The following is a 21661-nucleotide window of genomic DNA, read 5'->3' as shown; positions in this document are numbered from 1 at the left end:
CCCTGCTCCGCCCTTTGGGTGCAGCTGTTGTCGTCCCCGCAACCACAGATGCACCCAAACCGGTGGGGCCGGCGAAGGCGGCGGGCGGGGAGGACGGGTGGTGGGTCAGGCGGATTCGGCGTGGCCGGTCGCGGCGGCCCGGCGGCACAGCATCGGGTGCAGCAGGCGAGCCAGTTCGGCGTGGTCGGCGACCGGGTGCGGGAAGGTCAACCGGGCCCGCCGCCGCGCGCCGGGCCGGCCGTACGACACCATCAGGCCGTACCTGTCGATCCGCACCACGCGGGGTACGCCGTGGCCGCCGCCGTCGGCCAGACCGAGCTGCCGGCGCAGGTAGCCGGCCACCTCGGCGGCGTGGTGCTCGGCGAGGTCGATCAGTAGCTCGCCCTCGACCGGGTGCAGCGGATCCGGCTCCGCCTCGGCGTACACCTCGGGGTCGATCCGGCGCACGGAGCCGGCGCGGTCCCAGCGGGCCTCGACCACCTCGAAGCGGTGGAGCCGGAACCGGGTGCCGACGTCGAGCAGGTCACCGGTCGGGTCCATGGCGGCGAAGTCGAGGGCGGCCCGCCGGGCCTCGTCGCCGTCGAGCCGGGTCGCCCAGCCGGAGACCCAGGCGCGGCCGAGCGACGGCGCGCCGGCCGACGGGGGCAGGTCGAGCACGTCGAGCACCGCCGGGACGTCGGTGTCGCCGTCGGCCGGGCGCAGCGCGGCGGCGAGGTCGCTGACCACCGGCACCAGGAGCAGCACCCGCCCCTCCTGGTCGGTGACGTGCCGGACGTGGTGCGGGCCGGGCCGGTGGGCGACGTGGACGAGGCCGGGCAGTCGGCCCGCGACGAGGGTTCGGACGATCTCCGCCGGGCTGGGCCGCATGGCACGACCTCCTTAGTAGGTTAGGCTTACCTAAGTGCAGGCTAGAGCACCGGAACGGAGACGTCCAGCGTGAACCACCCCAGGCCCAAGGCCCGGCTCTCCCGGGCCCTCGGCATCCCCCTCACCCGCAAGTGCGTGAAGTACTTCGAGCGGCGACCCTTCCCGCCGGGGGTACACGGCCGACAGCGCCGCAAGACCTCGGACTACCAGGTGCGGCTGTTGGAGAAGCAGCGGCTGCGCCACCAGTACAACGTCAGCGAGGCCCAGCTGCGCCGGGCCTTCGACGAGGCGCACCGCGGCGCCGGCAAGACCGGCGAGAGCCTGATCGCGCTGCTGGAGCGGCGGCTCGACGCGGTGGTGCACCGGGCCGGGCTGGCCCGCAGCATCTACCAGGCCCGGCAGCTGGTCAACCACGGGCACTTCACGGTCGACGGCCGCACGGTCGACCGCCCCTCCTACCGGCTGCGCCCCGGCCAGGTGGTGGCCGTCCGCGAGCGCAGCCGCCAGGCGCCGCCCTTCCAGCTCGCCGCCACCGGCGCCAACGCCGGCGACGGCCCCGGCCGCCCGTACCTGTCGGTGGCCCTGACCGACCTGCGCGCCACCCTGGTCCGCGAGCCGGCCCGGCACGAGGTGCCGGTGGTCTGCGACGAGCAGCTCGTCGTGGAGTTCTACTCCCGCTGACCGGGCTCCCGCGATCTTGCAGTTCCCGCGGCGTCCATCGCTTCCGCCGGGGCGGAGACTGCAAGATCGCGGGGAGGGGTCAGCGGGTCTGCTCCAGCCAGGAGGCGTAGAGCAGGCCGTAGACCGACTCGGGGTCGCGGACCAGCTCCTCGTGCGGGCCGCGCTGCACGATCCGCCCCCGGTCCACCACGATCACCTCGTCGGCGGACTGCGCGGTGGAGAGCCGGTGCGCGATGGCGAGGGTGGTCCGGCCGCGGGTCACCGCGTCCAGGGTGCGTTGCAGCCGCACCTCGGTGGCTGGGTCGACCGCGCTGGTCGCCTCGTCCAGCACCAGCAGGTCCGGGTCCGCCACGTACGCCCGGGCCAGCGCGACCAACTGCCGCTCCCCCACGCTCAGCGCCTCGCCACGCTCGCCGACCGGGGTCCGCAGCCCGGCCGGCAGCCCGTCGAGCCAGTCGGCCAGCCCCAGCTCGGAGAAGGCCGCGGCCAGCTCGGCGTCGGTCAGCTCCGGCCGGGCGAACCGGACGTTGTCCGCCACCGTGGCGTCGAACAGGAACCCGTCCTGCGGGACCATCACCACCCGCGAGCGCAGCGAGTCGAACCGGACCTGGTCCAGCGGCACGCCGGAGAGCAGCACCGCGCCGGCGGTCGGGTCCATCAGCCGGGTGAGCAGCTTGGCGAAGGTGGTCTTGCCGCTACCGGTCTCGCCGACCACCGCCACCCGGCTCTTCGCCGGGATCTCCACGTCGATGTCGTGCAGCACCGGCGGGCCGCCCGGATAGGCGAAGCGGACACCGGCGAAGCGGATGTCCAGCGGGCCCGGCGGCAACTCCCGGCCCTGCTCCCCCGGGTCGGCCACGTCCGGCGCCACGTCCAGCACGTCCAGCACCCGGCGCCAGCCGGCGATGGCGTTCTGCGCCTCGTTGAGCACCTCGGTGGCGATCTGCACCGGCTGGATGAAGAGCGTCACCAGGAACAGGAACGCGGTCACCTCGCCGATGCTCAGCGTGCGGTCGGCGCCGAGGGTCACCCCGAGCACCACCACCCCGGCCAGCGCCAGCCCGGCGGCCAGCTCGCCGACCGAACTGCCCATGATGCTGATCCGGATCGCCCGCTGCTGCGCCCGGCGCTGGCTGTCGATCGCCTCGTCCAGCCGGCGCGCGGTCCGCCCGGCGATCCCGTACGCCCGGATCACCGGCGCCCCGACCACGCTCTCCCCGATCGCGCCGAGCAGCGCGCCGGTGCGGTGGCGGACCACCCCGTACGCGGTGCCGAGGCGGCGCTGGAGCACCCGGATCACGAACACCGCCGGCAGGAAGGCGGCGAAGACCACCAGGGTCAGCTGCCAGGAGTACACGAGCATCACCACCGTGGTGACCACCAGCTGACCCAGGTTGATCACCAGGATCACGCCGCCCCACTGGAGGAACTGGGTGATCTGGTCGACGTCGCTGGTCACCCGGGAGACCAGCGAGCCGCGCCGCTCGGCCTGCTGGTGCAGCATGGACAGGTCGTGCACGTGCCGGAACGCCCGGATCCGCACGTTCGCCAGCGCCGTCTCGCTGACCGTGAACAGCCGGCGCATCATCAGGTAGCCGCAGAGCGTGGTCACCACCAGCACCGCGGCGGTGATGGCGACCACCGTCCAGACCACGCCGAGGTCGAGGCCGCCGACGATGCCCCGGTCGATGCCCTGCTGCACGGCGACCGGTACGGCGGCCCGCCCCACCATGTAGACCAGGGCCAGGGCCAGCGTGCCGGCCAGGCCGACCCGCAGCTCCGGCGAGAGCGCCAGCCCGCGCCGCAACGTCCGCCACGTCGTCTCGGTCGGCTCGGGCTGTGCGGTCGCGTCGGCCCGCTGCTCGGACGCCGTAACACTCACCGGGCTCGCCTTTCGTTCGCGACTGCGGGGCTCTGCTCCGCTGCACTCCTCGCGCTCACCGGTCCACCTCGATCTCCAGGCCCGAGGTCAGCGGCGGCGTGACCTCGTCGTCGTACGGCCGTTCCTGCTCACGGTCGATCTCCGCCTGCTCGTAGGCGGTGACCAGATCGGCGTAGCCGGGCACGGTGGCGAGCAGCTCGGTGTGGCTGCCCCGGGCCACCACCCGCCCCTGCTCCAGGTAGATCACCTCGTCGGCCAGCGCGATGGTGGCCCGGCGGTAGGCGACCACCAGGATCGACGCGGCCGGCGCCGAGGCGTCCGCCGCCGACGAGCGCAGCCCGGCCAGGATGGCCGCCTCCACCCGGGGGTCGACCGCGCTGGTCGCGTCGTCGAGCACCAGCAGGCGGGGCCGGCCGGCCAGCGCGCGGGCCAGGGTGAGCCGCTGCCGCTGCCCGCCGGAGAGCGAGGTGCCGCGCTCGCCGACCCGGGTGTCCAGCCCCTCGGGCAGCGCCGCGACGAACCCGTCCGCCTCGGCGAGCCGCAGCGCCGCCCAGACGTCGTCGTCGCCGATGCCCGGCCGGTCCAGGGTGATGTTGGCCCGGACGGTGTCGTCGAAGACGAACGGCACCTGGGCCACCAGGGCGGCGGTGCCGGCCAGCGAGGCGGCGGTCAGCCGGCGGACGTCCACGCCGTCCAGGGCGACCGTGCCGGAGCGCGGGTCGACCAGCCGGACGGCCAGCGACGCGATCGTCGACTTTCCGGCGCCGGTCGGCCCGACCAGGGCGACGGTCTTCCCGGCCGGCACGGTGAAGGTGACCTCGCCGAGCACCTCGGTGCCGGGCAGGTGCGCCTCGGCCGGCTCGTAGCCGAAGCAGACGTCGGTGAAGGTGAGCGTGGCCGGCCGGGGGTCGGCCGGGTCGAGCACGGTGTCCCCGTACGGCATCTCGCCGGTGGCGTCGAGCACCCGGCGCACCCGGTCCCAGCCGGCGACGCTGCGCGGCAGCTCGGCCAGCACCCAGCCGATGGCCCGCACCGGGAACGCCAGCACGGTGAACAGGAAGGCCACGCTGACCAGCTCGGCGACGCTGATCGCGCCCTGGCGCAGCCGGAACGTGCCGACCACCAGCACGGCGAGCGTGCCGAGGCTGGGCAGGGTCTCTAGCATCGGGTCGAAGACGCCGCGCAGCCGACCCACCGAGACCAGCGCGTCGCGCAGCTCGCCGGCCCGGTCGGCGAACCGGCAGGTCTCCTGCGCCTCCCGGCCCATCGTCTTGACCACCAGCGCGCCGTCGAAGCTCTCGTGGGCGATGCCGCTGACCTCGGCGCGCAGCCGCTGCGCCCGCGCCTGCCGCGGCGCCATCCGGCGGGAGTAGACCACGTTGAGCGTGAACAGCGCCGGGAAGACGGCCAGCCCGACCAGGGCCAACGCCCAGTCGGTGGCGAAGAGCGAGGCCACCGCGCCGACCAGCATCACCAGCGTGCCGACCGCGAACGGCAGCGGCGCGATCGGGTACCAGGCGGCCTCCACGTCGGAGTTCGCGTTGGACAGCAGGGTGCCGGTGGCGTTGCGGTGGTGCCAGGACAGCGGCAGCTCCAGGTAGCGCCGGGTGACCCGGCGACGGTACGCGGCCTGGAGGCGGTACTGCATGTAGCCGGCGCCGAGCCGCCGGCCGACGATGCCGGCCACCCGCAGCACGCTGATCCCGAACAGCGCCGTGGCGGCGAGCGCGAGCGTGCCGACCCCCACCGAGCCGCGCGCGATCGCCGGCACCACCACGTCGCCGACCACCGTGCCGACGACGTACGCGCTGGCGATCACCATGCCGCCGAACAGCACGCTGCCGGCGACCGCGACCGCGAAGATGCGCGGCTGCTCCCGGATCGCCCGACCGAGGACGGCCAGCCCCCGACCGAGCACGTCCCGACTTGTCCTGCTCGCCACGCTCTCCCCCGCCGTAAGCCGCAATTATCTCCCTCATCCTTACCGGTCGGGGCGAGCTCCGCCGACCCGTACCGGTATGGCCGGCGTCACGCGCGCCGCTCCCCACCGTCGCCCGCGCACCGCTCCCGCCGTCGTCCGCGCGCCGCTCCCCGGCGTCGTCCGCGCACCGCCGCCCCGCCGGCACGGCGCGGCCCGCCCGGGTTCCGCCTAGGATCGATCCATGTCTCGGTACGCCCGATCGGAGCGCGAGGCGCTCGCCGACCTGATGTTGACGCTGGGACCCGACGCACCGACGGTCAACACCGGGTGGACCACCCGCGACCTGGCCGCGCACCTGGTGGTGCGGGAGCGCCGGCCGGACGCCGCCGGCGGCATCGTGCTCGCGCCGCTGCGCGGGTACGCCGAACGGGTCCGCCGGCGGATCGCCACCCGGCCCTGGACGCAGCTGGTCGGTCAGGTGCGCCGCCCACCGGTGTGGAGCCCGGTGAGCAACCCGGTGACCGACGAGCTGGCCAACACCCTGGAGTTCTTCATCCACCACGAGGACGTCCGGCGGGCGGGTGAGCGGTGGCAGCCGCGTGACCTGCCGGCCGGCCTCTCCGCGGCGCTGTGGCGGCGGTGCGCGCCGCTGGCCCGGCTGGCGCTGCGCCGGTTCCCGGCCGACCTCTTCGTTCAGGCGCCCGGGCACGGCGAGGTGAGTGTGGGCCGCGGCGGCGAGCCGGTGCGGATGGTGGGCGCGCCGGGCGAGCTGGCGCTGTTCCTCTCCGGCCGGCAGCGGGTCGCCCGGGTGCAGATCGACGGGGCGTCGGAATTGGCCGAGCGGCTGCGCGGTGCCCACCTGGCCATGTGACCGAGTGTGCACAATAGGTCACGCAGAGACATGAAACTCCGGCCACCCGAACGATGGGCGCCGATCCCTGCTCCCGTAGGCTGTGCCGCGTCGTCCCGTGGGGGGACGGCGCGACAGGGGGCGGCATGCGGACCTTCGCGGTCTCGGCGCTGCGGGAACCCCCCTTTCCCGCCGGGCGTCATGACAGCACGGACCAGGTGGCTCGGCAGAGCATCGAGTGGGCACGCGGTTTCGGGCTGATCGATAGCGGGCAGCGACTCCGCCGGGCCGATGTCGCCGGGCTGGCCGGCCGGGCCTGCCCGAACGGTCCGGTCGAGCGGCTGCGCCTGCTCTGCGACCTGGTCGCCTGGCTGTTCGTGGTGGACGACGCCTGCGACGAGGACGGCCTGGGCGAGGCGCCGACCCGGCTCGCGCCCACGGTTGCCGCGCTGCTCGACGTGCTGGACCGGCACGGCGACCCGGCCGCGCCGGTGCCGACCGCCGCCGGCCCGCTCGGCGACGCGCTGGACGACCTCTGCCGGCGGATCCGGGCGGACGGACCGCCGGCGATGCTGCTGCGCTTCGCCGCCCAGGTGCGCGACTACCTGCTGGCGCTGCTCTGGGAGGCGGCGAACCGGGAGCGGGAGCGGGTCCCGCGGTTGGCGGAGTACGTGCAGATGCGCCGGCACACCGGTGCGGTCGGCCCCAGCCTCACCCTCACCGAGCTGGCCCTCGGCGGGCACCCGGCGGCGGCCCGGCGGGCCGAGCCGGCGCTGGTCGCGCTGGACCTGCTCGCCATGGACCTGGTCTGCTGGTGCAACGACGTCTTCTCGTACGGCAAGGAGCAGCGGTCGGCGCCGGACGGGCACAACCTGGTCACCGTGATCGCCCGGGAGACCGGCGGTGACGAGGAGACCGCCCTACGTGCCGCCGCCGACCGGTTCAACGACGCGCTCGCCGCCTACCTGGCCGCGGAGGCGACGTTGCTGCCCGACGCCGACGCCGAGCTGCGCCCGGCGCTGGTCGCACGGCGTAACTGGATCCGCGCCACCTACGACTGGTCACTGGTGGCCGCCCGGTACGCCTGAATCCGCGTCCCACCAGGCGGGATAGGGCCCGCCGACGGTCGGGGGGCTAGCCGACGCCACGAGGCAGGCAATACTCTTCGGTAACGAACACCGACGTGACGACCGTCACGCCTCCACCCCCGAAGGCGGCTACAGCGATGGCTCTCGATGTACCGTACCGTTCCATCCCGGAAATGTTCCTCAAGCGCGTCGCGGCAACCCCCGACCGTGACGCCTTCGCCCATCCGTCCCCGGACGACTCCGGCCCGGTCTGGCTGACCTGGGCGCAGGTGGCCACCCGCGCCAAGGCGATCGCGGCCGGCCTGCACGACCTCGGCGTCGGCCAGGAGCACCCGGTGGCGATCCTGGCCAACACCCGGATCGAGTGGGTGCTCGCCGACCTGGGCATCATGTGCGCCGGTGGCGCCACCACCACCGTCTACCCGACCACCGAGCCCGAGGACGCGACGTACATCATCGCCGACTCCGGTTCCCGGGTGCTGTTCGCCGAGAACCCGGCCCAGGCCGCGAAGATCGCCGGAGCGCAGCTGCCGGCGCTGACCCACGTGGTGCTCTTCGACGGTGAGCCGGACCAGGCCGCCGCGGTGCCCCAGCTCACCCTGGCCCAGCTCGAGGAGCGGGGCGCGGCCCGGCTCGCCGCCGAGCCGGAGCTGATCGAGAACATCGTCGCCGGGCTCGGCCCCGACCACCTGGCCACGCTCATCTACACCTCCGGCACCACCGGCCGGCCCAAGGGCGTGGAGCTGCTGCACGGCGGTTGGTGCTGGGAGGGCGTCGCGCAGGCCGAGCTCGGGCTGCTGCGCGACGACGACCTGCAGTACCTCTGGCTGCCGCTGTCCCACTCGTTCGGCAAGACCCTGCTCTGCGGCGCCATCCACGTGGGCCTGCCGACGTACGTCGACGGCCGGGTGGACAAGCTGGTCGATCTGCTGGCCGTGGTCAAGCCGACGCTGATGTGCGGCGCGCCGCGGGTCTTCGAGAAGGTCTACAACCGGGCGGTCACCACGGCGCAGGACGCCGGCGGCGCGAAGGCGAAGATCTTCGCCTGGGGCGTCCGGGTGGGCAAGGAGAAGGTCGCCCTCGAGCAGGCCGGCAAGCCGGTGCCGGCCGGGTTGAAGCTGCGCTACGCGATCGCCGAGAAGCTGGTGTTCAGCAAGCTCCAGGCCCGGCTCGGCGGCCGCATCCGGGTGCTCGTCTCCGGCGCCGCGCCACTCAGCCCGGACATCGCCACCTTCTTCGCCGCGGCGAACCTGCCGATCTCCGAGGGCTACGGCCTGACCGAGACCAGCGCCGGCAACTTCGTCAACCCGCCGGAGGGCCTGCGCATCGGCACCGTCGGCAAGGCGATGGGCGACCTGGAGTGCCGGATCGACACCGACGGCGAGATCCTGGTCCGCGGCCGGCCGGTGATGCGCGGCTACCACAACCTGCCCGAGGAGACCGCCGCCGCGTTCACCGAGGACGGCTTCTTCCGCACCGGTGACATCGGCACGCTGGACGCCGACGGCTACCTGAAAATCACCGACCGGAAGAAGGACCTGGTCAAGACGTCCGGCGGCAAGTACATCGCGCCGTCGCACATCGAGGGCATGTTCAAGGCCACCTGCCCGTACACCTCGCAGGCGGTGGTGATCGGCCAGGCGCGCAACTACTGCACGATGCTGGTCACCCTCGACCCGGACGCGATCAAGGGCTGGGCCACCGGCACCCCGCTGGAGGGTCGCAGCTACGCCGAGATCGTCGCCTCGCCGGAGGCGCAGGCCATGGTCGAGGAGTACGTCGCCCAGCTCAACAGCAAGCTGAACCGGTGGGAGACGATCAAGAAGGTCACCATCCTGCCGCGCGACCTGACCATCGAGGACGGCGAGATCACCCCGTCGCTGAAGATCAAGCGCCGGGGCGTCGAGGCCAACTTCGCCACCGAGATCGAGAAGATGTACGCCGGCACGCTCGCCGAGATCTGAGCGAGCGGCGGTCCCGCGCCCGACTCCCCCGGCCGGGCGCGGGACCGCCGTAGGCGTTCTCCGCCGAGGTGGTGGCGCGACCGGAGCGGTCGGCTCACAGGTGGTGCCCCCGCCACCTGGTCTGCTCCGCCTCGGCGGCGAGCTGCTCCTCCAGCGCCACCTGGCGGACCCGCCGCCGACGCGGCGCGTCGACCACCGTCTGCACCCCCACGATTAGCACCGTGGCGGCGGCCAGCAGGGCCAGTGCGACCAGCTCGGGCAGCTGCGCGGCCACCGGCACCAGCAGGAGCAGCAGCAGCACCCCGCCGACCGTCGGCCAGCGCGCCGCGCCGAGCATCCGGCCGCCGAGCACGATCATCGCGAGCAGGTAGACCGAGACCCCACCGTAGAGCGCCAGCAGGTCGAGGCCGGGCAGCGTGACCCCCCAGGCCGGGGTGCCGGGATCGGCCCCCTCGTAGATCAGCCCCTTGAGCCCGAGCGCGAAGAGGATGACCCCCGCGACGACGGGCAGGTGCAGGTAGGTGTAGGCGTCCCGGGCCAGCACGGCGCGGGCGAGCCGGTCCCGGGTGCGGTGCAGCGCCTGCTCCATGGCGAACGCGAGGGTGTCGAAGTACGCCCACCACAACGCCGCGACCACCGCGATGCCGAGCACCGCCCCGATGAGCACCGGCCAGGTCAGCGGCAGGCTGATGGTGCCGCTGGGCCCGAGCCCGAGCGCGATGATGGTCTCGCCCAGGGCCACCAGGATGATCTGGGCGTGCCGTTCCGCCCAGTGCCCGGCGGAGAGGATCGTCCACCCGGTGCCGCGCAGCGCCAGCCCGGCGCCGTACTCCACGCCGATGGCGGCGATCCAGCACGCCAGCCGGGCCAGCCCCTCGGCCGTCCCGTCGAAGAGCCGCTGCGGCACCAGCGCGGCGGTGACGATGAACGTCGTGGCCAGGACCACCGGCACGGCCATCAGCAGCCACCGCTGGCGCAGGTCGCGGTTGCGGCGACCGACCCACAGGAAGATCGACACCTGGCTGGCCCGGACCAGGAAGTAGCAGCTGGCGAAGACCAGCGGGCCGGACAGCCCGCCCGGTCGGTCGATGAACGCCTTCGGCAGGGAGAGCGCCAGCACGAAGGCGGCGGCCATGGTGACGAAGCCGACCAGCGGCACCACCCCCTGGTCGGTGCGGATCACGTTGCCCAGCGCCGCGAAGCCGGTCCAACACCACCAGAGCAGGGCGAGCACCACCAGCGCCTGGATCACGCCCCGGACCGTCGGGTTGCCCGCCGCGGCGGTGGTGACGTTCAGGAAGGCGAAGACGAAGACCAGGTCGTAGAAGAGTTCGAGCCGGGTCGCGCGGGAGCCCGGTGCGCTCCGCTGGACCCCGCTCGCCCGCCGGCCCCCGTCCGCGCGTGCCACCAGGGCAGTCTGGCAGCCCGTACCGGACCGAAGGTCGCTTCCCGGCCGGGCCGGACGAACCTCCACCTTCCGGGTAGCACGCGACGGGTCGGTCCGCGGCTGGCCGGCGCGCTCAGCCGCTCAGGCGATGACGGCGGGCTCCCGCCACCGGGGCCGGCCGCCGCGGTCCAGGTCGTAACGGACCGCGGCGATCCGGCCGACCGCCTCGACCAGGTCGGCGGCGGGCAGCGTGAACGGCAGCCGCAGGAAACGCTCCAGCGTCCCGTCCAGCCCGAACCGGGGCCCGGGGGCCAGCCGTACGCCGACCTCCTCGGCGGCCCGGGCGAGGGCGCTGGAGATCGGCCCGTCCAGCTCGGCCCAGAGGGTGACGCCGCCCCGCGGCACGGTCACCCGCCAGTCGGGCAGCCGCTGGGCGAGCGCGCCGAGCAGGGCGTCCCGCTGGGTGGTGAGCTGGGCCCGGCGGGCCGCGACGATGGCCGGCGCGTCGGCCAGCAGGTGCACCGCGACCAGTTGGTCCAGCACCGGGCTGGCCATGTCCACCCCGACCCGGGTCGCGGCCAGCCGCTGCACCTGCGGCGCGGACGCGCGCACCCAGCCGATCCGCAGGCCGCCCCAGAACGGCTTGCTCAGCCCGCCGATGGTGACCACCCGCGAGTGCCGGTCGAACACCGCGGCCGGCGGCGGCACGACCGTGCCGTCCAGCGGCAGGTCCACGAACGACTCGTCGATGACCAGGTCGGTGCCGACCGCGTGCGCGGTGGCGACCAGCCGCTCGCGCAGGTCGGCGGGCATCAGGTGGCCGGTGGGGTTCTGGAAGTCCGGAATCAGGTAGGCCAGCTTCGGGCGGGCCTGCCGCAGGCTGCCGAGCAGCAGGTCGGCGTCCCAGCCGGTGTCGGCGGCCAGCCCGTGGGTGGTGATCCGGGCCCGCCGCGCGGCCAGCGCCGCCAGCGCGTTCGGGTAGCTCGGCGACTCCACCAGCACCCCGGCGCCGGGCGCCAGCGCCAGCCGGAGCACCAGGTCCAGGGCGTGCTGGGTGCCGTTGGTGACCATGATCTGGTCGGCCGAGGTGGGCAGCCCCCGCTCGGTGTACGCGTGCGCCACCGCCTCGCGCAGCTCGACGATGCCGGTCGGGTGGTAGCCGGCGCCACCCAGGTAGCGGGGCAGGTCCTCGGCGGCGGCCCGGGCGGCCGGCACCAGCTCGGGCGGGGCGGCCAGCGCCGCCACGCCGAGGTCGATCATGTCGTGGTCGTCCTGCGGGGTCCACAGTCCGGTGCTGGCCACCCGGTGGGTGCGGGGCAGCATGGTCCAGCTGCCGGCGCCCCGGCGGCTGGCCAGGTGGCCGCTCTCGCGCAGTTCCCGATAGGCGGCGCTGACGGTGGTGCGGCTGATCCGCAGCGCCTGGGCCAGTTCGCGCTCGGCGGGCAGGCGGACGCCCAGCGGGAGCCGGCCGTCGGCCAGCAGGCCGCGTACCGCGCCGGCCAGGGCGGCGTAGTCGGGGCTGCGCCGGCGACCCGGGAGGGCGTGCCACTGGCCGAGCAGCCGGGCCAATTGGACCCCTCGCACCTGGCTCGTCATGCCACTCCTCGGCTATTGGCTCTCTCCGTCGCGCAGGATTGGCCCCTAGAGTGGCATGCATGGCAGCGATTGGCAATCTCCGGTACCGCCCCGTCCGGCGGCTGACCCAGCTCTACGCGGGCCTCGTCCTGTACGGCGTCAGCATGGCCCTCATGATCCGGTCGGGGCTGGGCCTGAACCCCTGGGACGTCTTCCACCAGGGGCTCGCCCGCGGCACCGGGTTGTCCTTCGGCACCGTGACCATCGCTGTCGGCGCGCTGGTCCTGCTGCTCTGGATTCCGCTGCGGCAGCGCCCCGGCCTCGGCACGGTGAGCAACGTGGTGGTCATCGGGCTGGTGGTGGACGCCACGCTGGCGGTGCTGCCGGCCGGCGGGCCGCTCGCCGTCCGGATCGGTCTGCTGGTCGCCGGCATCGTGGGCAACGGCGCCGCCACCGGCCTCTACATCGGCGCCCGGCTCGGCCCCGGCCCCCGCGACGGGCTGATGACCGGCCTGGTCGCCCGCCGGCCCGGCTGGTCGATCCGGGTGGTCCGCACCGGCATCGAGGTGATCGTGCTGGCGGTGGGCTGGCTGCTCGGCGGCACCGTCGGCGTCGGCACGGTGGCGTACGCGCTGGCCATCGGGCCGCTGACCCAGCTGTTCCTGCCCCGGTTCACCGTCGCCGAGCCGGTGCCGGCCCCGGGCCGGGCCGCGCCGGTGCCCGCCGGCTGACCCGCGTACCCGGGTCGTCGCGCAGGGTGCGGGCGGTGGGCGGGGTGTTCCCTTTTGGCCGCGGGGCCCGGCAGAATCTGCGCATGGGGGAGAGCGGATGGCGCTGGAGCGACGCCTGGATCTTCGTCTCGTTGGTGATCGCCAGCGGTGCCGGACGGCACCGCCGGTCGCCGTCCAGCCGCCGGCCGGAAGGGATCCGGCTAACCGATGTGCTCTCCACCGCCGACCACCTCAACCAGGCGATCCCTGAGCGGCACGAGGTCGAGGAGGCGGTCCGCCGGCTGGTCGGCGCCGGTCTGGTCGACGTCGCGGACGGCTGGTTCCGGATCACCCCCGACGGTGAGCGGCTGTGGCGTACCCGGCCGAGCGCCGGACTGGCCACCACGGTGGACACCGTGCAGGGGGTGCTGAGCCGCCGGCAGCCGCCGGTCAGCGCGGACTGGCACCTGGACGAGGCCGACCACGCCGCCGCGGTGCAGGAATACCTGGTCCGCTCGATCCCGGCGCCGCGCCGCTCCCCGGAGAACCGCGCCCACCGGGACTGACGCCCGGCCGGGCGAGTGCCGGGTCAGGGGTGACGGCTCAGCGGACGGGGTGCCCCGCGCCGCGCAGCGCGTCCTTGACCTGCGCCACGGTCAGCTCGCCGAAGTGGAAGACGCTCGCCGCGAGCACCGCGTCCGCGCCCGCGTCGACCGCCGGCGGGAAGTGCGCCACCTGGCCGGCGCCGCCACTGGCCACCACCGGGACGTCCACCGCCCGGCGTACCCGCGCGATCAGGTCCAGGTCGAACCCGGCCTTGGTGCCGTCGGCGTCCATCGAGTTGAGCAGGATCTCGCCGGCGCCCAGCTCGGCGCCCCGGCGGGCCCACTCGATCGCGTCCAGCCCGGTGCCCCGCCGGCCGCCGTGGGTGGTGACCTCGAAGCCGCTGGGCGTGGTGCCGGCCGGCGCCCGCCGCACGTCCAGCGAGAGCACCAGCACCTGCCGGCCGAACCGGTCGGCGATCTCGGCGATCAGCTCCGGCCGGGCGATCGCCGCAGTGTTCACCCCGACCTTGTCGGCGCCGGCCCGCAGCAGCGTGTCGACGTCGGCGACCTGGCGGATCCCGCCGCCGACGGTCAGCGGGATGAACACCGACTCGGCGGTACGCCGGACCACGTCGAGCATGGTGCCGCGCTCGCTGGCGGAGGCGGTGACGTCGAGGAAGGTCAGCTCGTCCGCGCCGGCCCGGTCGTACGCCGCGGCCAGCTCGACCGGGTCGCCGGCGTCGCGCAGGTCGAGGAAGTTGACCCCCTTGACCACCCGCCCGGCGTCCACGTCCAGACACGGGATCACCCGTACCGCCACCGTCATGCCGCGAGCCTATCCGGTGCCGGCGCTGCGGTGGCCGACCCGGACGGGCCGGCCACCGCCGAGGAGGCCCGGGTCACACCCGGACGAGCATCTTGCCGAGGTTCTCGCCGCGCAGCAGGCCGAGGAACGCCTCCGGGGCGTGCTCGATCCCGTCCACGACCGTCTCGTCGTAGCCGATGCTGCCGTCGCGCAGCCAGCCGGACATCTCCCGGACGAACTGCCCGCGCAGCGCGCCGTGGTCGCCGACCAGGAAGCCGCGCAGGGTCAGCCGCTTGCCGATGACCAGCGCCAGGTTGCGCGGCGCGGCCGGCGGCTCGGTGTCGTTGTACTGCGCGATCATGCCGCAGATCGCGGCCCGGCCGTGCAGCCGCAGGGCGGAGATGGCCGCCTCCAGGTGGTCGCCGCCGACGTTGTCGAAGTAGACGTCGATGCCCTCGGGCGCGGCCGCCTTCAGCGACTGGCGGACCGGGCCGTCGTGGTAGTCGAACGCGGCGTCGAAGCCGAGCGCCCGCAGCCGCTCCACCTTGGCCGCCGAGCCGGCGCTGCCGATCACCCGGGACGCCCCCTTGAGCTTGGCGATCTGCCCGACCAGGCTGCCCACCGCGCCGGCGGCGGCGGAGACGAAGACGGTCTCCCCCGGCTTCATCCCGGCCACCTCGAGCAGCCCGGCGTACGCGGTCAGCCCGGTCATCCCGAGCACGTGCAGGTAGGTGGTGACCGGCGCCAGGTCGGGGTCGACGGTACGCGCGGAGCCCGCGTCGACCAGCGCGTACTCCCGCCAGCCGAGCCCGTGCAGCACCCAGTCGCCGGCGGCGAAGCCCTCGGCCTCGCTGGTCACCACCTCGCCGACCGCGCCCCCGTCCAGCGGCGCGTCGAGCTGGAAGGGCGGCACGTAGGACTTCACGTCGTTCATCCGCCCGCGCATGTACGGGTCGACCGACATGTACCGGTTACGGACCAGCAGCTGGCCGGGCCCCGGCTTCGGCACCTCGGTCTCGACCAGCCGGAAGTTCTCCGCCGACGGCCAGCCCTGGGGCCGGGACGCCAGGTGGATCTCCCGGTTGACCGCGGTCACGCGGCGTCCCGCACGGTGAGCACGACCTCGATGTTGCCCCGGGTGGCGTTGGAGTAGGGGCAGACCTGGTGCGCCTGGGCGACCAGCTGCTCGGCGGTGGCCCGGTCGACCGTCGGCAGGTCGACGACCAGCGTCACGGCCAGCCCGAAGCCGCCCGCGCCGTTCGGCCCGATGCCCACCTCGGCCTCGACCACCGAGCCGGTCACGTCCGCCTTGGCGCGGCGGGCGACCAGCCGCAGCGCGGAGTGGAAGCAGGCCGCGTAGCCGGCGGCGAAGAGCTGTTCGGGGTTGGCGGCGCCGCCGGCCCCGCCCATCTCCTTCGGCACCGCCAGGTCGAGGTCGAGCGTGCCGTCGGAGGTCTGGACGTGGCCGTCCCGGCCGTCACCCGTGGCCCGGGCGGACGCGGTGTAGAGGACCTGCATGAGGGGTCACTGCTCCTTCTGTCGGTGGATGGTTTCGGTGACCCGGGTGAGGGTGTCGCGGATGGCGACCAGCTCCGCGGCGGTCAGCCCGGTGGCCCGGGCCACCCGCAGCGGTACGTCCGCCATCCGTTCGCGCAACGCCCGACCCTCGGCGGTCAGGCCCACCTCGACCCGCCGCTCGTCGCGCGCCGACCGGCGCCGGACCACCAGGCCCGCCCCCTCCAGCCGCTTGAGCAGCGGCGAGAGGGTGCCGGAATCCAGCCGCAGGCGTGCGCCGAGCTCGGTGACGCTGGGCGCCTGCTCGTCGTGCTCCCAGAGCACCAGCAGCACCAGGTACTGCGGGTAGGTCAGCCCGAACCGGTCGAGGATCGGGCGGTAGACATCGGTCAGCGCGCGCGACGCCGCGTAGAGCGCGAAGCACACCTGCCGGCCCAGCACCAGATCGTCGGTCACCGGTAGACAGTAGCGCACAATTAAGTTGTGCACAATCTATTCGTCGGTCAGACCACGCAGAGCGGCACGTTCGGCGGCACGGTCTCGGCCCGTTTCAGCACCACGACCTCGTCGCCGAGCTCGCCTCGCTGTCTGATCGGCTTGGTCCGGAACACCTTGAGGAAGAAGTTCACGACGTCGGCGACCACCTTCGGGATCGAGTAGCTGACCCCGTAGCGCATGTGCACGCCCAGCCCCGCGCCCCGGCAGACGATCAGGCCGGCCCCCGAGCCGAGGCTCGCCCCGACCGAGGCGCGCAGGGCGACGTACACCCCGGCGGTGAACCCGAGCGCCCCGATCCCGACGGTGAACTTCACGTCGTACGTGACGAGCAGCCCGCTCGCCCCGATGGAGATCCCGGTGATCGAGTTGGTCAGGCTGTTGCGCACCTGGAAGCCGCCGGGCTGAATCGGGCCCCAGTACGGGCGGTGGTAGCCGTAGCCGATCGCGCCGCTGAGCGCGTACTCGCCGGCGGCGTCGAGGCGGCCGTCCTTGGCGCTGAACGCCGTCTTGATCTCCAGTAGCTGGTCGACGGTGGCCGAGAAGGGCACCCCGAGGATGGTCCCGATCGGGATGCTGAACTGCGTCGGTACCACCAGCGACTTGGCCAGGTTGCGGGTGTTGCCGACGCTGGTCGCCGCCTTGACCGCCACCCGGAGGCCGGCGCCGCCGGTGACGCTGAACTCCGCCCGGGTGACCGTGCCGCCGGAGATGGCCAGGTCGAAGGTGGCCGTCGGCTTCTTCAGCAGCAGGGTCACCGATCCGGTCATCCGGATCTCGCCGTCGTCGTGCTCGAACCGCGCGGTGACCCCCTCGGAGCAGCACTCCGTCGTCAGCTTCAGGGCGCCGGCCTGCGCCGACTGCTGGTTGGCCACCCGGGCGGGCGGGGCCGGCGGGCGGGGTGCGGGCGCCCGGACCGGCGCGAGGCGGGTCCGGCCGATCGGCGCCCCGCCGCCGGTGCCGCCGGCGCCCGCGCCCGGCCGACCGCCCGCGCCCGGCCGACCGTCGGTGCCCGACTCCCCGCTCGGCGCGCCCGGGAGGTCCGCGCCCGGGAGGTCCGCCCCCGATCTTCCGCCGCCCGTACCGCCGCTCGGCGTGGGCTCGGGCGGCAGGTCGGCGGCGACCCAGGACGGCGTGCCCGCGGAGTAGGCGATCGGGCGGTCCAGCGGCACCGGCGCGGCGGTGCGGAACGTGCCGTCCCGGATCACCTCGGTCAGCTCGACCGGACCGATGGTCACCGCCAGGTCTCCGCCGTCGCGGCGGACGTCCACCACCCGGCCGACGGCCCGGGAGGTGAGGAACATGACCTTGCCCGGAGCGAGGTCGCCGGCCCGCTCCGCGTCCGGGTCGATCCGCCAGGTCAGCCCGTCGTCGGTCACCGACCGCACGGCGGCGCCACCGCCGCCGACCAGGACCACGTCCGGCTGGTACGTCACGTCGGGGTGCGGCTGCGGCGCGAGCCCGTACCGGACGGCGTCGGCGTGGTACGGGTCGGTCGGCCCGCCGCCCGGTGGCCGGTCACCCGAGCAGGCCGCGGCCGGGGCCAACACGGCCAGCACCGTCACCACGGCGAGCCAGCGTCCACCGGCGCAGCGGTTCGTCCTCATCGCCGCCGCACCCCGCTCACAGCCGTCCGGCCACGGTACGCGCCACCTTCTCCAGCGGCGCGCGGTTCTCCGCCGGGTCGTTGAGCCGGACCAGGCGCACCGACACCCAGACCCCCGAGCCGTTGACGAAGACCGCCTCGTGGCTCGCGTACGCCTCGTCGCCGACCCCGGCCAGCGGGCGCAGCTCGTGGCCGAGGTCCCGCTCGATGTCCAGGAACTTCTTCGCCCCGTCGCCGACGAAGACCTCGACCTGGGCGGTCGGCCCACTGACCGGCCCGACGTAGGTGCAGGTCTCGCGCACCGGCTGGCCGTCCTCCAGCCGGGTGCCGGCGAGCTGTTCGGCCTCCTGCCTGGACACCAGCGCGCACGGGTCCACCGCGGCCGCCGTCGGGGACGGCTCGGCGGCCGCGCTCCCGGTGGTGGCGACCACCTCCGGCGCACCGCCGGCCGCCGGCGGTGTCTCCTCCGCGCCGCCGCAGCCGGCGACCGCCCCGGTCAGGCCGAACAGCCCGGCCAGCAGCAGCCCGGACCACCGGGAACGATGAGTCTGCTTCACCTCGACATCCCTCCTTTGCGGACGAACGGCCGCGTTCCGCGCACCTGGACCCGCGGCCCGGTCACGACGGGTCCGCCCCGGCCGCCGGCGCCGGGCACTCCGGCGCGACGATCCACTCGGCCGGCCCGAGCCGGTCCACCCGCCAGCCGGCGGCGACCGCCACCGCCGCCACCGTCTCCGCGTCGGGTCCCTCGACCAGGGCCAGCACCACGTCGTCGGCGGGGATCCGCAGCGCGCCCCGCAGCCGGGTGGTGCCGGTGGTCAACCCGCCGACGGGCTCGTCGGCGCGCTCCTCCGGACCCCGGTCGTAGCGTTCGAGGACGAACAGTCGAGCGGCCATGCGTCGACGCTAGGTCCGCGCGGCGCCCGGGTAATCGGGTGTTTCCCTATCCTTCGACGTCGGCGCGGGCCATCACCGCGCCCAGCTCGGCCCGGCTGGCGACGCCCAGCTTGCGGTAGACCCGGACGAGGTTCGCCTCGACCGTCTTCGGGCTGATGAACAGCGTGTCGGCGATGACCCGGTTGGTCCGCCCGGCGGCGGCGAGCCGGGCCACCTCCAGCTCGGTGCCGGTCAGCTGGCGCGGCGCCGGCGGACGGCCGCCGGTGCGGTCCGCCTCGGCACGGGCCCGGGCCGCCAGGGCTGCCGCGCCCAGCGCGTCGAACTCGGCGGCGGCGGCGGTCAACGCCTCCCGCGCGTCACGCCGGCGCCGCAGCCGCCGGTACGCGACCCCGGCCACCAGCAGGCAGCGGGCCCGGTCCAGCGGCAGCACGTCCGCCGGCACCGCGGCCCGGGCGGCGGCCAGTTCGGCCAGCGCGTCCGACGGGTCCCGGCCGAGCGCGCCGGCCAGCAGCACCCGGCTGCGGGCCAGCCCCAGCGTGGTCCACGGTCGCGGCAGCCGCCGGTGCCGGGTGGCCAGCCGGTCCAGCGCCGCCTCGGCGGTGGTCAGGTCACCGGCGCCGACGCAGGCCTCCAGCCAGTCGGGTTCGAACCGCTGGGCGAGCGGCTCGACCAGGCCCAGCTCGTCGACGGTAACCGCCAGCTCACCGTAGTGCTGGGCGGCCACCGCCATCCGTCCCGCGCTCAGCGCCACGAACCCGGCGAGCTGCGCGTAGATCCGCCGCCGCCAGCGGTCGTCCAGTTCGGCGGCCCGGCGCAGCCCCTCCGCGGCGATCCGGTCCGCTTCGGGCAGCCGCCCCCGGTGGGCCAGCAGCAGCCCCTCCAGCCAGTGCTCGCCGGCCGAGTCGGTGCCGTACTGCTCGCCCAGGTCCCGGGCGACGGCGATGTGCGCCGCGGCGTCCGTCCACCGGCCGGCGAGCAGTTCGGTCTCGCCCAGGTGGCAGAGCAGCTCGTGCTGGGACGGCTCGTCGCCACGGGCGACCGCTCGAGCCAGCATCCGGTGCAGCCGGTCGCGGGCCCGGCCGTGCTCGTCCACCGACCGCCACCAGATCGCCGGGACGGTGCCGGCCAGCCAGGACGGCTCCGCCCCCTCCAGCTCCAGCGCTCGCGCCAGCAGGTCGGTGCGCGCCGGCAGCCCGGCCCGCACCGCGTTGAAGAAGAGCAGCAGCAGTGCGGCGGCGTACACCGGCCGGTCGTCGGGGCTGTCGGCCAGCAGCGCGACCGCCGCCTCCGCGTGCCGCCGGGCCGTGTCGGGGGCGTCCCGGAACAGGCTGAGGTGGGCGTGGATCCGGCCGGCCAGCGGCGAGCCGGCCGGCGCGGACGCCAGGGCCGCCTCGGCGGCGGTCCAGGCCGCTTCCGCCGGCTCGTCGGCACTCCAGGCGACGACCGCCCGCAACAGCAGCGCCTCCGCGCTCGCCGGCCCGGTCAGCTCCTCGGCCGCGCGGTCGGCGGCCGCCCGCGCGGCGGAGTAGTCGCCGCAGTCGTTGCGGCACGCCGCGGCGGCCAGCCGCCACCTCGCGTGCTCGGCGGTGGCGCCGGGCGCGGCGAGCCGGGCCGCGCTGTCGTACAGGCCGGCAGCCGTCTCCGGCGCGCCCCGGCTGCGCTGCCGGGCGGCGGCCGCGGCGATCTCGGCCGCCGCCGCCGGATCCGGCCCGGTGAGGCAGCGGGCCAGCTGCCGGGCCCGCTCGTCGGGGTCGAGCGTGGTGTCGGCGAGCAGCCGGTGCAACCGGCCACGCACCCCCGGCGGCACGTCGGCGCGGACCGCCGCCGCGTACACCGGGTGGGCGAAGCCGATCGCGTCCCCGCGTACGGCGACCAGGCCGGCCTCCTCGGCCGCGTCGAGGGCCGCCGCCGGCACCCCGGCGCGGGCCAGCCCGGCCAGCGTGGGTACGCCGGAGAGGGCGGCGAGGCGCACCGCGTGCCGGGTGTCCGGCGGCAGCGCGGCCACCCGGTCGGCGACCAGCTGCCGCAGCGACGGCGCGGCCGGCAGGTCGGCGCCCGGGGCCGGCAGCTGCGGCAGCCGGAGCACCGCCCGGGCCAGCTCGATGGCGAGCAGCGGGTTGCCGCCGGCCTCGGCGGCGATCCGGACCAGCAGCGGCCGGGGCAGCGCCGTTCCGGTCTCGGTCCGCAGCACGTGGTGCAGTGCCCCCACGCCGAGCGGCCCGAGCGCGATCCGGTCCAGCCGGGCGCCGGTGGCGCCGTGGTCGAGTCCGAGCGGCGCCGGGTCGCTGCCGGGCCGGTCGGCCCGCGCGGTGACCAGCACGGCGATCCGCGGCACCAGCCGGCGCACCGCGAACCGGAGGGCCCGCTCGCTCGGCGGGTCCAGCCACGGGGCGTCGTCGACGGCCACCAGCAGCCGGGGCGCCGCCGGATCGGCGGTGGCGGCCTCCAGCAGGGACCGGGTGGCCGCGCCCACCGTCCGCTCGTCGATCGGCTGCCCCGGCACGTCGCCGGTGAGCAGCACCCCGGCCAGCGCCGCGCGCTGCGGCGCCGGCAGCTCGGGCACCCGGCCGGCGAGTGGGTCGAGCAGGTCGGCCAGCGCCGCGAACGGCAGCGCCGACTCCGCCTCGGTCGGGGCGCAGCCCAGCACCAGCCAGCCGGCCCGGCGGGCCGCGCCCAGCAACTCCCGGTGCACGACCGTCTTGCCGATCCCGGCCGGGCCCTCCACCAGCACCGGCCGGCCCTCGTCCAGCGACCGCCGGGCACGGTCGACCAGCACGTCCCGACCGACGGCCGCCCCGCTCACCGGGTCAGTCTGGCACCCACCGGCGGCCCCGGTCGAGGACCGTACGGCGGACGCGCCGGGGCTGTCCGGG

General features: G+C 75.2%; 19 protein-coding genes. 6 read left to right on the top strand and 13 right to left on the bottom strand.

Annotated features, from left to right (window positions below):
- Positions 1-105: 105 nt before the first annotated feature.
- Positions 106-867: a DUF2470 domain-containing protein gene (locus tag GA0070609_RS05585; protein WP_088992803.1), complete on the bottom strand. Its 762-nt coding sequence runs from the start codon at positions 865-867 to the stop codon at positions 106-108.
- Positions 868-936: 69 nt separating this feature from the next.
- Between GA0070609_RS05585 and rpsD the strand changes: the two genes are divergently transcribed.
- Complete coding sequence (rpsD, locus tag GA0070609_RS05580; protein ID WP_088992802.1) at positions 937-1548, top strand: 30S ribosomal protein S4; 612 nt, start codon at positions 937-939, stop codon at positions 1546-1548.
- Between the two features lie 79 nt (positions 1549-1627).
- On the opposite strand, the gene GA0070609_RS05575 is transcribed toward rpsD, so the two are convergent.
- On the bottom strand, positions 1628-3430 hold the full coding sequence (locus GA0070609_RS05575) for an ABC transporter ATP-binding protein (protein WP_088992801.1): 1803 nt from the start codon (positions 3428-3430) through the stop codon (positions 1628-1630).
- Between the two features lie 55 nt (positions 3431-3485).
- Entirely contained in the window at positions 3486-5372 is a 1887-nt protein-coding gene (locus tag GA0070609_RS05570; RefSeq protein ID WP_088992800.1) for an ABC transporter ATP-binding protein, read from the bottom strand.
- Positions 5373-5592: 220 nt separating this feature from the next.
- Between GA0070609_RS05570 and GA0070609_RS05565 the strand changes: the two genes are divergently transcribed.
- The 3 genes from GA0070609_RS05565 (at position 5593) to GA0070609_RS05555 (ending at position 9253) form a co-directional block, all read left to right on the top strand.
- Positions 5593-6222 (top strand): TIGR03085 family metal-binding protein, encoded by a 630-nt coding sequence (locus GA0070609_RS05565; RefSeq protein ID WP_088992799.1) that lies wholly within the window; start codon positions 5593-5595, stop codon positions 6220-6222.
- Positions 6223-6347: 125 nt separating this feature from the next.
- Positions 6348-7289: a terpene synthase family protein gene (locus GA0070609_RS05560; RefSeq protein ID WP_088992798.1), complete on the top strand. Its 942-nt coding sequence runs from the start codon at positions 6348-6350 to the stop codon at positions 7287-7289.
- Between the two features lie 137 nt (positions 7290-7426).
- Entirely contained in the window at positions 7427-9253 is a 1827-nt protein-coding gene (locus GA0070609_RS05555) for an AMP-dependent synthetase/ligase (RefSeq protein WP_088992797.1), read from the top strand.
- Positions 9254-9347: 94 nt separating this feature from the next.
- On the opposite strand, the gene GA0070609_RS05550 is transcribed toward GA0070609_RS05555, so the two are convergent.
- Both GA0070609_RS05550 and yczR read right to left on the bottom strand, forming a co-directional pair.
- Positions 9348-10661 (bottom strand): low temperature requirement protein A, encoded by a 1314-nt coding sequence (locus tag GA0070609_RS05550; protein ID WP_231928542.1) that lies wholly within the window; start codon positions 10659-10661, stop codon positions 9348-9350.
- 120 nt (positions 10662-10781) lie between these two features.
- On the bottom strand, positions 10782-12236 hold the full coding sequence (yczR, locus tag GA0070609_RS05545) for a MocR-like transcription factor YczR (protein ID WP_088992795.1): 1455 nt from the start codon (positions 12234-12236) through the stop codon (positions 10782-10784).
- A gap of 59 nt (positions 12237-12295) precedes the next feature.
- On the opposite strand from yczR, the gene yczE reads away from it, so the two are divergent.
- Together yczE and GA0070609_RS05535 are read left to right on the top strand one after the other, a co-directional pair.
- Entirely contained in the window at positions 12296-12946 is a 651-nt protein-coding gene (yczE, locus tag GA0070609_RS05540; RefSeq protein WP_088992794.1) for a membrane protein YczE, read from the top strand.
- Between the two features lie 83 nt (positions 12947-13029).
- A complete protein-coding gene (locus GA0070609_RS05535) occupies positions 13030-13491 on the top strand; it encodes a hypothetical protein (RefSeq protein ID WP_088992793.1) in 462 nt (153 codons plus the stop codon).
- 37 nt (positions 13492-13528) lie between these two features.
- On the opposite strand, the gene hisF is transcribed toward GA0070609_RS05535, so the two are convergent.
- The 8 genes from hisF to GA0070609_RS05495 form a co-directional block, all read right to left on the bottom strand.
- Positions 13529-14296, bottom strand: coding sequence for an imidazole glycerol phosphate synthase subunit HisF (gene hisF / locus GA0070609_RS05530; RefSeq protein ID WP_088992792.1), 768 nt, complete (start codon positions 14294-14296; stop codon positions 13529-13531).
- Between the two features lie 73 nt (positions 14297-14369).
- A complete protein-coding gene (locus GA0070609_RS05525) occupies positions 14370-15371 on the bottom strand; it encodes an NADP-dependent oxidoreductase (protein WP_088992791.1) in 1002 nt (333 codons plus the stop codon).
- Complete coding sequence (locus GA0070609_RS05520) at positions 15368-15793, bottom strand: organic hydroperoxide resistance protein (RefSeq protein ID WP_088992790.1); 426 nt, start codon at positions 15791-15793, stop codon at positions 15368-15370. Before GA0070609_RS05520 ends, GA0070609_RS05525 begins: the two co-directional genes overlap by 4 nt.
- Before the next feature lie 6 nt (positions 15794-15799).
- Entirely contained in the window at positions 15800-16246 is a 447-nt protein-coding gene (locus tag GA0070609_RS05515; protein ID WP_088992789.1) for a MarR family winged helix-turn-helix transcriptional regulator, read from the bottom strand.
- 47 nt (positions 16247-16293) lie between these two features.
- Entirely contained in the window at positions 16294-17892 is a 1599-nt protein-coding gene (locus GA0070609_RS05510) for a hypothetical protein (RefSeq protein ID WP_157748064.1), read from the bottom strand.
- Between the two features lie 16 nt (positions 17893-17908).
- Positions 17909-18448 (bottom strand): DUF3558 family protein, encoded by a 540-nt coding sequence (locus GA0070609_RS05505; protein ID WP_231928541.1) that lies wholly within the window; start codon positions 18446-18448, stop codon positions 17909-17911.
- A 61-nt stretch (positions 18449-18509) separates the two neighbouring features.
- Complete coding sequence (locus GA0070609_RS05500; RefSeq protein ID WP_088992787.1) at positions 18510-18788, bottom strand: hypothetical protein; 279 nt, start codon at positions 18786-18788, stop codon at positions 18510-18512.
- 46 nt (positions 18789-18834) lie between these two features.
- Complete coding sequence (locus tag GA0070609_RS05495) at positions 18835-21591, bottom strand: helix-turn-helix transcriptional regulator (protein WP_088992786.1); 2757 nt, start codon at positions 21589-21591, stop codon at positions 18835-18837.
- Positions 21592-21661: the final 70 nt, after the last annotated feature.

This window comes from Micromonospora echinaurantiaca (assembly GCF_900090235.1).
Taxonomy (GTDB): domain Bacteria; phylum Actinomycetota; class Actinomycetes; order Mycobacteriales; family Micromonosporaceae; genus Micromonospora; species Micromonospora echinaurantiaca.
The sequence above is the reverse complement of the archived record's forward strand: the minus strand, read 5'-3'. Positions and strand labels throughout refer to the sequence as shown.